Below are 14942 nucleotides of genomic sequence, written 5' to 3' on the forward strand. Positions count from 1 at the left end.
CCCGACACTCGTACGATAAATCTCCACTGGGGCCTCCCACATCTGTGGCTCTACCGACCAGGACCACCCTGTCGGCAACCCACGTTCACATGTGAGCGAGGCCCCAGCCCCCCATACCGTCTAGCCCTTGAGCACACGGTCTTTTGACGCCGCCGAGAAGGCCTAGTGGGTGGTGAGCAAGATCGTCTCGAGCCACACCGCTGCGCCGCTGACCGCGATCACGATCACGAGCGTCACCCAGTCCGCCAGTTTGGGCCGGGCCGGATTCGCAGAAAGCTGCCCGGTTCCGCCGCGCGCGGTGATCGCGTCGCCCATCTCATCAGCGCGCCGCAAAGTCACGGTGATGGCCGCGGACAGCAAGTCGATCAGCTCCAGCGCGTGCCGCCGGCGGCGAGCCTTGCGGCTTCGCGGTATCCGTTTGGGCCGTAGCCGACGGGCGGCGTAGAGCACCTGGAATTCGTCGATCAGCATCGGGAAGGCGCGCAGCGCGAGCGCCAGAGCCACCGCCCATTCGTCGACCGGGATCCGTATCAATCGCAGGGGACGGCCCAAAGTCGCCAAGGCGGGCCCGATTTCGGCGACGTTGGTGGTCCAGGAGACCATCCCTCCGAGCCCGAGCAGGACGATCGACAGCGTGGTGATCCGCAGGAAGTTCAGCAGCCCACCGAGCCCGACGTGCAGCCCGCCCATGGAGATCACCGGACTACCGCCGGCCAGCGCGGCCGTGAAGCCGCCCAGCGCGATGAGGACCCACAGCCAACTCGGAACCGACGGCAGGGCGCCACGCGGAATGCGCGCGATCCAGGCCGCCGTCAGCACCAGGGCTGCCACCAACCCGATCGTCACCCACCCCGGGTAGAAGGTGAGCAGCACCGAAACACCAAAGACCACCAGTAGTTTGGTGCCCGCCCACAGATCGTGGATGGTCGAGGTCCCGGGTACCGGAATCAGCAGAACTACCGCACGCGAGGGGCGCCGGGTCGAACCGCGCCCCGGGGCCGACGTGGTGGTCACGCCATACCCCCTGCCGCAGTCGGCACCGGTTCCAGCGTGCCGTTGCTCAAGTTCAGGATGCGCGGGCACAGGTCCTCCAGCCCGGCGAAGTCGTGCGAAATGACCACCACCGTCAGACCTCGCTCGCGGCGCAGGTCTTCCAGCAGCCGCAGCAGACCGCGCTGGCTGGCGGCGTCCAACCCCGCCAGCGGCTCGTCGAGGATCAACGCCCGCGGCGAACGCGCCAAGAGTCCGGCCAGCACGACCCGGCGCATCTGACCACCGCTGAGCTGGTCGATGCGCCGCTTGGCCAGCGTGGGATCCAGCCCGACGACGCCGAGCGCCGCGGCCACCCGATCCTCTTCGCGGGGCGAAAAGCCCGCCGCCGAAGCCACTTCCAGGTCGACACGGCTGCGCATCAACTGCAGCCTGGCCGCCTGGAACGACAACGCCACCGCGCCGACATGCTCGTAGGTGGGCTGGCCGTCGATCAAGCAGGCGCCGGTCGTGGGAATCGTGAGTCCGGCCATGATCCATGCCAGCGTCGACTTTCCCGAACCGTTGCCCCCGTGGATCAGCATCCCGTCGCCCTGCTCCACCACAAAGCTGATATCCCGCAGCGCGGTCTTGGCCCAGGGAGTGCCACTGCCGTACTCGTGGCCGACGCCGACGAGTTCCAGCACCGGCGCGTGCGAGCCGCGCCCGATCCCAACGGTCGGCGCCGGCGTGCTCACGATCTCGACCATGTCGGTGTTATCGGGTGAGTCGCTGAGGTTGATCGTCCGCTCCGCGGAGTCGGCCTCGTTGTTGTAGTGCGTGATGTGCACCAGGGCGGTTCGGTGCCGTTTGGTCAGACCGGACAGCACACCCAGTAGCGCGTCGCGGCCCTGCTGGTCGACCATGCTGGTGACCTCGTCGGCGATCAGCAGCGCCGGTTCACGGGCCAGCGCCGCTGCGAGCGCAAGCCGCTGCAGTTCGCCGCCGGACAAGCTTCCGGTGTCGCGTTCGGCAAGTTCCTCGAGACCGACCTCTCGAAGTAGCTGCCCCACATCGACGTTCGTGCCCGGCGGCAGGCCCCACACCACATCGTCGGCGACCCGGGTGCCCAGCACCTGGCTTTCCGGGTGTTGCAGCACGACGGCGGTGCCGCCCAGCTTGCCCAGCCCCACCGCGCCCGGACGCTGCACGGTGCCCGAGGTCGGTTCCCGGCCCGCCAGGATCAGCATCAGCGTGGTCTTCCCGGAACCGTTGGAGCCGGTGATCGCCACGTGGTCGCCGGCCCGCAGGTCCAGGCTGACCTCGCGCAGCGCATCCTGACCCGCGCGCGGGTACCGGTAACGCACCTGATCCAGCCGCACTGGAACCGGACCGACCGGGCAGTCCGCGTCATCGGGCGGAGTGTCCAGTTGGTGGACGTCGGGGATACCGCGCATCCGTTCCAGCACGCGAGACAACGCCCACCAGCCGATCAACGACACCACCAGGACCGAAATGACGAAATGGCCAAGCAGCACCCACTGCCAGTAATGCAGTCCGATGGCGAAATACCGTTGCAATTGGGCGGCGGCCCCGTGCATGTGCGCGTGGTTCAGGGCGGTCGCGACCCCATCTACGTTGGCGGTTAGCGCGGCGAAGATCAGGTGCCGCAGCCGGGTTAACGCGACCAGGATGCCCACATTGACGCAGCCGAACGCGAAACCGGCGATTAAGGCCGAGACGATCACCGTGGGTTTGCCACGGTTCTTGCGTTTGACCGTTCCAGTCAACCCACCGATATAGGCGCTGGTGACGACCCCCATGAAGCCGCCCACGCCAGCGATCAGGAAGGCGATCATCCCCGCGGCAACCGTCGCGGCGATCAGCACACGGAAGCGGTAGCGGTAGGCCAGCAGCCCCATCGGCACGGTGCCGAGCAGCGCCAGGCCCGCGGCAAAGGGAACGACGACGGAGATGATCGCGGTGACCGCGCAAAGCGCTGCCATGACCGAGGCCTGTGCCAATTCGCTCGGTTGCAGCGATCCACCCCGATGACGCGACGGGAGGGGGGCGGACGGGATCACTTCACCGATTCTGCCAGGCCGCGGCACCATGGCGCCGAAGCACACCGCACCATCTGCAATTTTAGGTCAACGCGCGTGCTGTTCGTCTCCCATAGCAAAGCTATGCAAGCATGGATGCATGAATGCATCCGCCGCCAACCACACCGAAGTCGTTGACGCCGCAAACGCCGAGCCGCAGCCGCGTCTGGGAGCCGATCTACTCGCCGTCGTCGCGCGGCTCAACCGGCTGGCCACCCAGCGCATCCAGATGCCCTTGCCCGCGGCCCAGGCCAGGCTGCTGGCCACCATCGAAGCCCACGGAGAAGCCCGAATCGGTGACCTGGCCGCCGTCGATCATTGTTCGCAACCGACGATGACCACCCAGGTGCGCCGACTCGAGGACGCCGGGCTGGTCACGCGGACCGTCGACCCCGGCGATGCCCGGGCGGTCCGGATCCGCATCACGCCCGAGGGGATACGCACGCTCAACGCGGTTCGGGCCGACCGCGCCGCTGCGATCGAACCGCAATTGGCCCTGCTCGAGCCGGCGGACCGCCGGGTGCTGACGGAGGCGGTGGAGGTGCTGCGCAGGCTCCTCGAGAACGCCGCGATCTCTGCACGCCGCAATACCCGGTGATCAGCGCCCTCCCTGGTGGATAGACCGCCGCGGCGGGTAGACACTTAATCGTGTCTGATTGGGGCCTGACCGGTGTTGAAAGGTGGCGGTGATGCGGCCCGCAGCTTCGGCCCTCCCAGCCTCCCCGTTAACGGTGTGGGTCGGATCGATGAGGTACGTCTTTGCCCCGGGCCGCGACGTGCTGGTGGGTTATGGCCGAGGGGTCGACATCCCGTTGGAGCGGCTGGGAAACGCCGCGCCACCACCGGCGGCACCTCGCCCGGACGTGGTGCTGCGGTTCACCGGCACCCAGTGGGTGGCCATCGATCGCAGCCCCCGCGGCATCTTCGTCGACGGCTCCCGGGTGTCGACGGTCGACATCCGCGACGGTCAGGCGGTCACGATCGGTGATCCGCAGCGGGGTCCGCGGCTGGTTTTCCAGATCGGTCCCCCAGCCGGGCCGCCCGCGCGACCGCCCGGCCCACCGCAACGCCCGGCCTACCCGCCGCCCCCGCAATTCCGACCGCCTCCTCCGCCTCCGCCGCGGTCCCCGCCGCCTGTCGCGGCACAGCCCAATCGACCGAACCGCCCCAACGACCCCGGGCTTCAGGTCCCCACGGAGCGAGAGACGCAGCGGATGCGGATAGCCCCGCCCCAACCTCCCCGGACAGGTCCGGCGCCGCCGCCGCCCGTTCCGCCGTCCCCGCCGCCCCCCCAGCCGGCGCAGCCGCCGCTCGCAGCGGACGAGGATCCAAAGAGCCAGGGTTTGATCGAGCGGATGGTCACGGGGAAGCTGCGCACCCCGCGCCCCTCCTTCCGCACCCAAGAGGCCAACTCCACCAATCGATTGCCGCTAAAACCCGGCGCACGCACTACCGGGGTGGCCGCATACCACCTGGGACTTACCGTCGACGGCCGCGAGGTGCTCACCGATATCTCGTTCACGGCCCGTCCCGGCACAATGACCGCCGTAATCGGACCGTCGGCGGCGCGCAACTCCGCACTGCTGGGGCTGCTCGCCGGCACCAGGGGACCCAGCTCCGGCCGAACCACCGTCGACGGCCACGACGTGCACGCCGAGCCCGGGCCGATGCGCGCCCACATCGGGCTAGTGGATCGCGACGAGCGCGTTCACCCGCGGCTCACCGTCGAACAGGCCTTGGCGTACGCCGCCGAACTGCGCCTGCCACCGGACACCTCACCCGAGCAACGCCGCCGTGTGGTGAACCAGGTCCTCGAAGAGCTCGAGCTGGCGCCATACCGCGCAACCCGGATCAGCAAACTCTCGCCCGAGATGCGCCGGTGCGCCTCGGTGGCGACCGAACTACTCACCAGACCGACACTGCTCGTGGTTGACGAGCCGACCGCCGGGCTCGATGCGGCGCAACAAAACCACGTGATGGCAATCCTGCGGCGCCAGGCCGACATCGGCTGCGCCGTCGTGGTGGCCATGTCATCACAGGCGTCGCTGAGCGACCTCAACATGTGCGACCAGGTTTTGGTGCTCACCTCGGGCGGCACCATGGCGTTCCTGGGGACGCCCCTGCAGATCGAGTCCTCGATGGGCAGCACCGACTGGTTGCAGGTGCTCGCACAGGCGCGCGCGGATCCCGACGGTGCTAACCGCGCGTTTCGGGCCCGGGCACACGCAGCGGCCACGCCGCCAGAGGTGGCCGCCCCGTGGCCGCTGCCCGCCGACCTCACCACCGAGCGGCAAATCTGGTTGGTGGCCCGTCGCCAGGTACGCCTGCTCTTCGCCGATTGGGTCTACCTCCTGTTCTTGGCCGTCCTGCCGTTCGTACTGGCCGCGCTGACACTGCTGATTCCCGGCGATTCCGGCCTGGACCGGCCCAACCCGAGCAGTTCCAACCTCCATGAAGCCATCGAGATCCTGGCCGCGCTCAACATCGCCGCGGTGATCCTGGGCATAGCGCTGACCATCCGCGCACTGGTCGAGGAGCGTCGTATCTTTCGGCGCGAGCAGGCTATCGGGCTGTCGACGCCGGCCTACGTTGCCGCCAAGATCATTGTCTTCGGCCTGGCCGCGGCCATCCTGACGGCGATCATGTTCGCCATGGTCATCGGCGTCAAAGGCGGGCCAGTGCACGGTGCCGTCTTATTGCGCAATGGCACGTTCGAGCTCTACGTGAGCGTGGCCGTTACGGCCATCGTCTCGGCGCTCGTCGGGCTCGCACTATCGACGCTGGGTAGCCGGCCGCGGGAGGTCGTGCCGCTGCTGGTGCCGGTGCTCCTGGCCTCGCTACTGTTCGATGGGAGCCTGGTTCAGCTGGTGAGCAAGTGGGGTTTCCAGCAGATCTCTTGGTTTGTCCCGGCCCAGTGGGGCTTCGCGGCGTCGGCGTCCACCGTCGATCTGCGCAGGGTCGACGCGCTGGCCGCCAACGCCGAGATGTGGACGCACTATTCGGGCTGGTGGGTATTCGACATGGTCATGCTTGTCCTGTTCGGCGCGGTGGGCGCCGGGTTCGTCTTGTATCGACTGCGGTCGCCCACCCGCCAAATCCGAGAGCGGTCACTACATCGCGAGCAGGAACTGAGTCACCTGACTGGGTGAAAAGTTGTTGTCACTGACCAGCACCACCGATTGGCGGCCGGGCCGAGGCATAAAGAGCCCACCGCCAGCACGCGGGCCGGCGCACGGGTCACAGAAGTTCCGCGAAAAGCAAACCGAGCAGGTAGGTGGCGGCGACGGCGACGGTGCCGAAGAGCAACTGCCGGAACGCGGCCCACCACAGCGGTTTGCGCGTGAACCGGGCGGTCAGGCCACCGGCGATCAGCAGGCCGACCGCACCGCACGCCAGGCCCCTCGCCAATGACCCATACCCGAGAAGGTAAGGGATGAGCGGAATTACCGCACCGATGGCGAACATCACAAACGACGAGATCGCGGCCAGCCGGGCCGACGGCTTCGCGGACGGATCCAACCCGATCTCCTGCACGATGTGGAAGCTGACGGCGCGGCTCTCGTCGCGGTGGATCTCGTCCGTCGCGATCCGTGCGGTTTCCTCGGTCATGCCCATGCCGACGAGCGTGCTGACAAGTTCGGCCCGCTCGGCTTGCGGACGGGTGCGCTGGGCTCGGCGTTCCACGTAGACCTCGGATTCGATCTGCTCGTTGGACGTGGTCACCGAGGTGTACTCGCCGAGTGCCATGGAGAACGCCCCGGCCAGGAGGCCGGCGATGCCTGCAACCGTGACGGCATGGGCGCTTTCACCGGCGGCCACACCGGCTATCAGCGCGGTGTTGCTGACCAGGCCGTCCATGGCACCGAAGGTGGCTGCACGTAACCAGCCTCCGCTGATATTGGGATGGGTGTGCCCGACGTCGTACGCCGGATCGGGTTGCTGGGAGGGGTTGTCTGGCTGGGCCATGACGCCATCTAAGCGACGGTCGCCGCCGCAGCGCTACACATACCGTCTGACGCGCTTGCAGTACTCGGCGTATTCCCGGCCGTAGCGCTGCCGCATGAATCCTTCTTCGCGCAACACTTGCCGGTGAAACAGCGCGGTGGCGCCGACCAGGTAGGCCAGCGGAACCCAATCGGGAAACACCAGCAGCTGGCCCACCAGGAAGACGAAGAAGCCGACATAGATCGGGTTGCGGCTCACCGCGAACACGCCGGTCGTCACCAACCGACCGGGTTGGTCGACGTCGATGCCGACCCGGAAGCTGTTGCCGAATGACACCAGGCTGAGCACCAAGATCAGGACCCCGACCAGACAGAGCGCCACCCCCAGCCAGGCGACGACCGTCGACTGAAAGAACCGCTGACCGCTGCCCAGGGGCCAACCGAAGGCGGCGGCGAACACCGTATAGAAGTAGAACAGCGCCACCGGCGGAATATAGAAGTAGAACAGCGCCACCGGCGGAATCAGGAAGTCCGTCTTGTCGAGTTCTCCGAAATGCATTGCTCGAGTGCCGGTTCTGCGCAGCAGCAAAACTCTGCTCACAACTGCTCCGATCAGGAGCACAACCGTGAAGGCGGCGAGGTATCGCGGCATCGCAGTCCTAGGTCAGCGGTTCACAAACACCGTTCGATCATGACACCCGCATGACAGTTTCGGAGCCACCAGTTGGCATCACGTTGTTTCCCGCTACACGAGCGGCGGGTTACCGTCGGATTATGGCGCCAGAAACGACGAGCATTGCCGAACATCTGCGCAACGCCCTGGACGGCCGTTGGCGTGACACGAAGAACCAGATGCGGGCCACGCTGACCGAGGACCTGTTCCGCCCGCACTACACGCCGAACACCGTGATCGCCCGCACCAAGGTCGCCGAGCAAATGAGGATCATGGCCTCGTCCGGCGCCGCCGCCGACAGTTTCCGCAAGGAGCATGGCGGAACCGGCGACGTCGGTGCCGCGATCACGATGATCGAGATGCTCGCGATGTCGGATCTGTCGCTGATGGTGAAGGCCGGGGTGCAGTGGGGCCTGTTCGGCGGTGCCGTCGAGAACCTGGGCACCGAGCGGCACCACGAGGCCTACGTCAAGAAGATCATCAACCTCGAATTGCCCGGTTGTTTCGCGATGACCGAGACCGGACATGGCAGCGACGTTCAGTCTCTGGAGACCACCGCGACGTACGACCCCGAGACCGAGGAGTTCATCATCGACTCCCCCACCCCGACGGCCCGCAAGGATTACATCGGCGGTGCCGCCCAAACCGCGACCATGGCAACGGTTTTCGCGCAACTGATCACCACCGAAGACGGCGAGCGGGTTAACCACGGCGTGCACTGCCTGATGGTCCCGATCCGCGACGCCGACGGCAACGACCTGCCCGGAGTGACCACGTCGGACTGCGAATACAAGGGCGGTCTGCCCGGCGTCGACAACGGCCGCATCATGTTCGACCACGTCCGCATCCCGCGGGTCAACCTGCTGAACAAGTATGGCGACGTCGCACCGGACGGCACCTACAGTTCCCCGATCGAAAACCCCAACCGCCGGTTCTTCACCATGCTGGGCACACTGGTTCGCGGCCGGATCACCGTGGGCGGCAGCGCGGGCGCCGCCGCTCTGGTCGCGCTGGACATCGCGACCCGATATGCGTTGCAGCGCAGGCAATTCAGCGCACCCGATGAGGACACCGAGGTGCTGATCATGGACTACCTGGTGCATCAGCGCCGGCTGTTTCCGTTGATCGCAAAGTCATACGCGCTGCAGTTCGCCCAGAACGAGCTGGTCAGTAAGTGCCACGACGTTCAGACCGCGGACGCCTCCGACGCCGAGGAACAACGCGAACTGGAGTCCCGCGCCGCCGGCCTGAAGGCGGCCAACACCTGGCACGCGAGCCGCGCCATTCAGGAGGCCCGTGAGGCCTGCGGCGGCGCGGGCTATATGGCGGAGAACCGGCTGATCGCGCTACGGGGCGACACCGACGTGTTCACCACGTTCGAGGGCGACAACCACGTGCTGACGCAATTGGTGGCCAAGGAGCTACTGACGGCTTACGCCGACGACATCCGCAGCATGAGCCCGGTCGAATGGGTCCGCTTCGCGGCCGGCACCGTCAGTGATCGCGTCCTCAAACGCACTGCGGCCGAGACGATTATCCAAACCATCGTGGACGCCCGGCAAGACAGCGAGGAAGAGGGCAGCCTGTTCAACCGCGGCACGCAGATCAAGATGTTCGAGGACCGCGAAGAGTATCTGCTGGCGTCCGTCGCGCGCCGGCTGCAGGCCAAATCCAAAGAGATGTCGGCGTTCGACGCGTTCAACGCGGTACAAGATCACGTGCTGCACGCGGCGAGCGCGCACATCGACCGGATTGTGCTCGAAGCGTTCGTCGCCGGAATCGACGCGTGCCCGAACGAGGAGGCCCGCGATCTGCTGGGGATCGTCTGCGATCTGTATGCGCTGTCGGTGATCGAGGACGACAAGGCGTGGTACGTCGAGCACCGCTACCTGTCCACCGAGCGGGCCAAGGCCGTCACGCGCGGCATCAACGATCGCTGCCGAGCGCTTCGCACGCACGCGAAAACGCTTGTCGACGGGTTCGGGATTCCGGAGCCGCTGCGTTACGCCGAGATGCTGCACCCCGAGAATCTGTCCGGCTGAGCTTCCAGCACCACCGGCTCACCCGCATCGGCGCACGGGCTCAACGAGGGGAATCGGCCCGTGGAGCAGGCAATCTCGGCCTCCTAAAGGCCGCTACGCGGCGGGCACATAGCTCCGACATGTTTGCGGCTAGCCATCGGATGTTGTCGGAAGTGATTGTGCCCCAGCGCTACTGATGTGGAATCTTGCCGAGCGCCTGCAACTTGCCGTCTGATCCGATCTGGAACTTCACCGTGCCCATGCCCGAGGGACAGCACGGCTGATCGTTGCCGACCTGCCATCGATACTGAACCGTGATCGTGTCATCAGAGGGCGGCAGCACGGTTATGTATGGCTTCGGGTTGGGCGTGGGTGTCCCCAGCGGAATGTTGTGGTCAAAGAAAAGCAGCTGCTGGGGAGTCGACTCGGTGGCGATGGTCGGGATGATCTGCACCCAGTACAGCCGGCATTTCTTGGCATGTCCCCGTGCGATTTCGACCCACGTCGAGCCCGCGACATCGACCGGGACCGCGGCGATGGCCTGTCGCACCGTGTCGGCCGTCGGCCCGTCGGAGTCTTTACAGGAGTCGGGCTGCGCCGCCGGCGGTGCCGGCTGCTTCGAGCCGCAGCCCGAGGCCAGCAGAAGCAGCAGTACCACAACCAGCCGACGGCGCACACCGTGAGCTTAGCGATGACTGTGAATGTCCCGTTTGTTTCGTCGGAAACCCTGTCGTGAGGCGTGGGACGGGCAGTGCCGCGAGTAACGTTGACCGAGGTCGCCTGGTCGACGATGACCTGCGATAACCCGGCCGGCAGCGGGATTTCCGGACACTTCACAAACGCACCGTGTCTGTTGAGAGGAAGCCGTAAATCGGCGGAAACACCAGGCACCGGGTACGGAAACATCCTTGCGCCACGATTGCCGGATACCCCATGCGGACTCGAGGAGGGACACAGGCGTGGCTAGCCAGTCGACGCCCGGTACGAATGCCGTGAACACCATGTGCGCGTACTGCGGTGTCGGCTGCGGCATGGTGATGCAAGTCACAACCGACCCCAAAAGCGATCGCCGTCATGTCACCAAGTCGATTGGGGACAAACAGCATCCGGCCAACTTCGGCCGGTTGTGCACCAAGGGCGCGACCACCGCGGACCTGCTCGCCGCACCGGGCCGGATGGAATCGGCGCACGCGCGGGCCGACCGGGGTGAACCCTTCGAGCCGATCGACATGGACAGCGCGATCGCCCAGTGCGCGAAGCGGTTACGGGCGATCATCGAGCAGCACGGCCCGGATGCCTTTGCCATGTACGTGTCGGGCCAGATGTCCATTGAAGCCCAGTACTTGGCGAACAAGCTGACCAAAGGGTTCATCGGCACCAACCAGATCGAGTCGAACTCGCGACTGTGCATGGCCGGTGCCAGTTCGGGCTACAAGCTGTCCCTCGGCGCGGACGGACCACCCGGCTCGTACCAGGACTTCGAGGCCGCCGACGTTTTCTTCGTCATCGGCGCCAATATGGCCGACTGCCACCCGATCCTGTTCCTGCGCATGATGGAACGCGTCAAGGCGGGCGCGAAACTGATCGTCGTCGACCCGCGCCGTACCGCAACCGCGGACAAGGCCGACCTCTTCCTGCAGATCTCCCCCGGCACCGATCTCGCGCTGCTCAACGGGCTGCTGCAGCTGATCGTCGAAGGCGGGCACACCGACGACGAGTTCATCTCCGAATTCACCGAGGGCTGGGAGGTGATGCCGAGTTTCCTGGAGCAATTCACCCTCGGCACGGTCAGCGAAATAACCGGCATCCCCGCCGAAGACATCCGCACGGCGGCGCGCTGGATCGGCGAAGCCGGCAACTGGATGAGCATTTGGACGATGGGGCTCAACCAGAGCACCCACGGCACCTGGAACACCAACGCGATCTGCAACCTGCACCTGGCCACCGGCGCCATCTGCAAGCCCGGCAGCGGCCCGTTCTCGCTCACCGGACAGCCCAACGCGATGGGCGGACGCGAAATGGGTTACATGGGACCGGGTCTGCCGGGCCAGCGGTCGGTGACGTCCGCAGATGACCGCGCATTCGTGGAGGACAGGTGGGGCATCCCCCGTGGCTCGCTGCGCACCGACGTCAGCGACGGCGTGATCGACGTGTTTTCCCGCATGGCCGACGGACAGATCAAGGCGTGCTGGATCATCTGCACCAATCCCGTTGCCACCGTGGCTAATCGGAAGACCGTGCTCGCCGGTCTGGAGAAAGCCGAACTGGTGATCACCCAGGACGCGTTCTTGGAGAACGAGACCAACGAGTACGCCGACGCGGTGCTGCCGGCCGCCCTCTGGACGGAATCCGACGGGGTGATGGTCAATTCCGAGCGGAACCTGACGTTGTTTCAGCCAGCCGTCAGGGCGCCCGGTCAAGCTCTGCCGGACTGGCAGATCATCGCCCGGATCGCCTGCGAGATGGGGTTTTCGGAGTCGTTCAGCTACGACTCCGCGGAGGAAGTATTCGAAGAGATCAAGCGATTCTGGAACCCCGCGACGGGCTACGACCTGCGCGGGGCCAGCTACGACCGATTGCGGCAGACCCCGCTGCAGTGGCCATGCCCACCCGAGCGCACCGGCGACCGCAACCCGATCCGCTACCTGAACGACGGCATCAGCCAGACTCGGTTGGTCGGCGAGGATGGCAGCGTGCCCCGGCTGGCCTTCCCGACACCAAGTGGTCGTGCGGTGTTCTTCCCCCGCCCGCACCTCTTGCCCGAGGAGATGCCCGACGACGACTTCCCGTTCCTGCTCAACACCGGCCGCCTGCCGCACCAGTGGCACACCATGACCAAGACCGGTAAGGTCGCCAAACTCACCAAGCTCAACCCCGGACCGTTCGTCGAAATCCACCCCGACGACGCCGCCCGGCTGCAGATCTCCGACGACGACCCGGTCGAAATTGCTTCCCGCCGCGGCCGAGCCGTGCTGCCCGCTGTCGTCACCGACCGGGTGCGCCCGGGCGACTGCTTTGCCGCTTTCCACTGGAACGACGTGTTCGGCGAATACCTGTCGATCAATGCCGTCACCAACGACGCCGTCGACCCGGTCTCGCGTCAGCCCGAATTCAAGGCATGCGCAGTCACCTTGACGAAGGTCGCCGCCGCGCCTGAGTCGACCACCGATCCTTCAGCCGACACGCCAAACCGCGGCCACGACGACGCCGACGCGATCAGCCCCGCCAGGGTCGACGCACTCGCCGAACTCATCGGCATAGCAACCGAACCGGTGCCGCAGTTCGGTCCGCTCGGCCGGTCCTATCTCGCGGGACTGGTAACCGGACTGCGTTCGGAAGCCGGCCGCCGCACCACCGGGGTGCCAACCCTGCCCGAGAGCGCCCCGTTCGATCCCAACACCCGGCTCTGGGTGGACGGTCTGCTCGCGGGGCTGTTCGCGCGCACTGAGCCGCCCGTATCGACGCCGGCCGTCAAGGAACCGGCGACCACGATGCCCGACGCCAGCCCGGCGCCCGAAAGAGCGCCGATCGTGGTGTTGTGGGCCTCACAGACCGGGAATGCGGAAGAGCTCGCCGCCGACGTCGCCGCGCAACTGGGCGAGGCCGGGTTGCCGGTCGCGTTGCATAGCATGGGCGACTTCCCGGTGGCACAGCTGCCGGCAACGCGGGAATTGCTGCTGATCACCAGCACCACCGGTGACGGCGAACCACCCGACAACGGGACAGGCCTGTGGCGATCGCTGGCTGACGACGGCGCACCACAATTCGCCGACACCCGCTATGCCGTTCTGGCGCTGGGTGACTCCAATTACGACGACTTCTGCGGTCACGGACGCAAACTCGACGTGCGCCTCGCCGAGCTGGGAGGGACCCGCATCGTCGACCGGGTCGACTGCGAACCCGACTACGAAGATGCCGCGGCCAGGTGGTTGAACGAGGTCATACAAGCGCTGACCCGCGCACCCGCGCCAATCGGCCGCGATGGCAGCGCACCCGCGACGCAAGCCGCTTCCGAACCTGCGGCCTCACCTCGTCCCGCGAGCCGACCCCGAACGCAGACATACACCAAAAAGCACCCACTGATCACCGGCATGGCCCACAACATCCAGCTCAGTCGGCCGAGATCGGCAAAGGACTCGCGACAGCTGGTATTCCGTCTGCCCGACGACACGGTCAGCTATGAGGCCGGCGATGCGCTCGGGGTGTGGCCGCGCAACAGCGACCGGCTGGTCGACGAATGGCTTTCGGTCACAGGCCTGGACGCCGAGACCCCCGTAGAAGTCGCTGAGCACGGGTTGATGTCGTTGCGTTCCGCGCTTACCGAGCGGCTCGAGATCGCCCACATCAGCCCGGACCTACTCCGGTTCGTGCAGCAACGCACCGGGAACTCCCGTCTCGCCGAGTTGATGAAGCCGGAAAACAAGCGAGCGCTGTCCGATTGGGCATGGGGCCGCCAGTCGGTTGACCTACTTGCTCAGCTGAAAGTCACCGCGCCCGTCGACGAGTGGCTCAGCGTACTCAAACCGCTTCAGCCGCCGCTGTATTCGATCTCGTCGAGTCCCAAAGAGAATCCAGGGGAAGTCCAGCTGACCGTCTCGCCGGTACGCTACAACTTCCAGGGCGTCCCACGCCGCGGGGTGTGCTCGGCGTACCTTGCGGACCGCTCCCCCGGCGACCGCGTCGCCATCTATGTGCGACCGTCGAGCAACTTCCGGCCGCCCAGCGATCCGCACACCCCGATGATCATGGTCGGACCGGGCACCGGGATCGCGCCCTTCCGCGGTTTCCTGCAGGAACGCCGCGCGCTCGGCCACACCGGGCCCAACTGGCTGTTCTTCGGCGAACGGCACGCCGCCACCGACTATTACTACCGCGATGAGATCGAACAGATGCATACCGACGGGTTGCTCACCGAACTGGATCTGGCATTCTCCCGGGACCAGCGTGACAAGGTGTACGTGCAGCACCTGATGCGCAGACGCGGGGCCGAGCTGTGGCGTTGGCTGCAGGAAGACGCGCAACTGTACGTCTGCGGCAACGCCGACCCCATGGCCAAAGACGTCGATCGCGCGCTCTGCGACATTGCGGCCGAACACGGCAACCTTGACCAGGACGAAGCGAAGACCTATGTCCAGTCGTTGACCGCTGACAAGCGCTACCACCGCGACGTCTACTAGCACCTCCTGCCGCTTACCAAAACCCGTAATGCGGCCGAAACATCGCGCACCCGGCG

Annotated in this window: 9 protein-coding genes; 4 read left to right on the top strand and 5 right to left on the bottom strand. The window is 66.3% G+C overall.

Going from position 1 to position 14942, the window contains the following annotated elements:
* Positions 1-162 precede the first annotated feature (162 nt).
* Entirely contained in the window at positions 163-1014 is an 852-nt protein-coding gene (locus tag ACLP4W_RS00760; RefSeq protein ID WP_442383152.1) for a CbiQ family ECF transporter T component, read from the bottom strand.
* On the bottom strand, positions 1011-3083 hold the full coding sequence (locus ACLP4W_RS00765; protein WP_442383183.1) for an ATP-binding cassette domain-containing protein: 2073 nt from the start codon (positions 3081-3083) through the stop codon (positions 1011-1013). The genes ACLP4W_RS00760 and ACLP4W_RS00765 overlap by 4 nt, the downstream gene beginning before the upstream one ends.
* 88 nt (positions 3084-3171) lie before the next feature.
* Here ACLP4W_RS00765 and ACLP4W_RS00770 point away from each other — a divergent pair, with 88 nt between their 5' ends.
* Positions 3172-3669, top strand: coding sequence for a MarR family winged helix-turn-helix transcriptional regulator (locus tag ACLP4W_RS00770; RefSeq protein WP_442383153.1), 498 nt, complete (start codon positions 3172-3174; stop codon positions 3667-3669).
* Positions 3670-3760: 91 nt separating this feature from the next.
* Complete coding sequence (locus ACLP4W_RS00775; RefSeq protein ID WP_442383155.1) at positions 3761-6220, top strand: ATP-binding cassette domain-containing protein; 2460 nt, start codon at positions 3761-3763, stop codon at positions 6218-6220.
* An 88-nt stretch (positions 6221-6308) separates the two neighbouring features.
* Here ACLP4W_RS00775 and ACLP4W_RS00780 read toward each other — a convergent pair whose 3' ends face one another.
* The gene (locus ACLP4W_RS00780) at positions 6309-7037 is read right to left on the bottom strand and encodes a VIT1/CCC1 transporter family protein (RefSeq protein WP_442383157.1); all 729 of its coding nucleotides are present in this window, start codon (positions 7035-7037) and stop codon (positions 6309-6311) included.
* A gap of 33 nt (positions 7038-7070) precedes the next feature.
* Positions 7071-7616, bottom strand: a complete 546-nt coding sequence (locus tag ACLP4W_RS00785; protein WP_442383159.1) for a methyltransferase family protein — start codon at positions 7614-7616, stop codon at positions 7071-7073.
* Positions 7617-7789: 173 nt separating this feature from the next.
* Between ACLP4W_RS00785 and ACLP4W_RS00790 the strand changes: the two genes are divergently transcribed.
* On the top strand, positions 7790-9730 hold the full coding sequence (locus ACLP4W_RS00790; RefSeq protein WP_442383161.1) for an acyl-CoA dehydrogenase family protein: 1941 nt from the start codon (positions 7790-7792) through the stop codon (positions 9728-9730).
* 169 nt (positions 9731-9899) lie between these two features.
* Here the strand turns inward: ACLP4W_RS00790 and ACLP4W_RS00795 are convergent, their stop codons facing one another.
* On the bottom strand, positions 9900-10367 hold the full coding sequence (locus ACLP4W_RS00795; protein ID WP_442383184.1) for an LppP/LprE family lipoprotein: 468 nt from the start codon (positions 10365-10367) through the stop codon (positions 9900-9902).
* A 343-nt stretch (positions 10368-10710) separates the two neighbouring features.
* Here ACLP4W_RS00795 and ACLP4W_RS00800 point away from each other — a divergent pair, with 343 nt between their 5' ends.
* Entirely contained in the window at positions 10711-14886 is a 4176-nt protein-coding gene (locus tag ACLP4W_RS00800; RefSeq protein ID WP_442383186.1) for a molybdopterin-dependent oxidoreductase, read from the top strand.
* The last annotated feature ends 56 nt before the right edge of the window (positions 14887-14942 follow it).

Origin of the sequence: Mycobacterium sp., from assembly GCF_052145595.1 — a bacterium.
In the GTDB taxonomy this organism is placed as follows: Bacteria; Actinomycetota; Actinomycetes; order Mycobacteriales; family Mycobacteriaceae; genus Mycobacterium.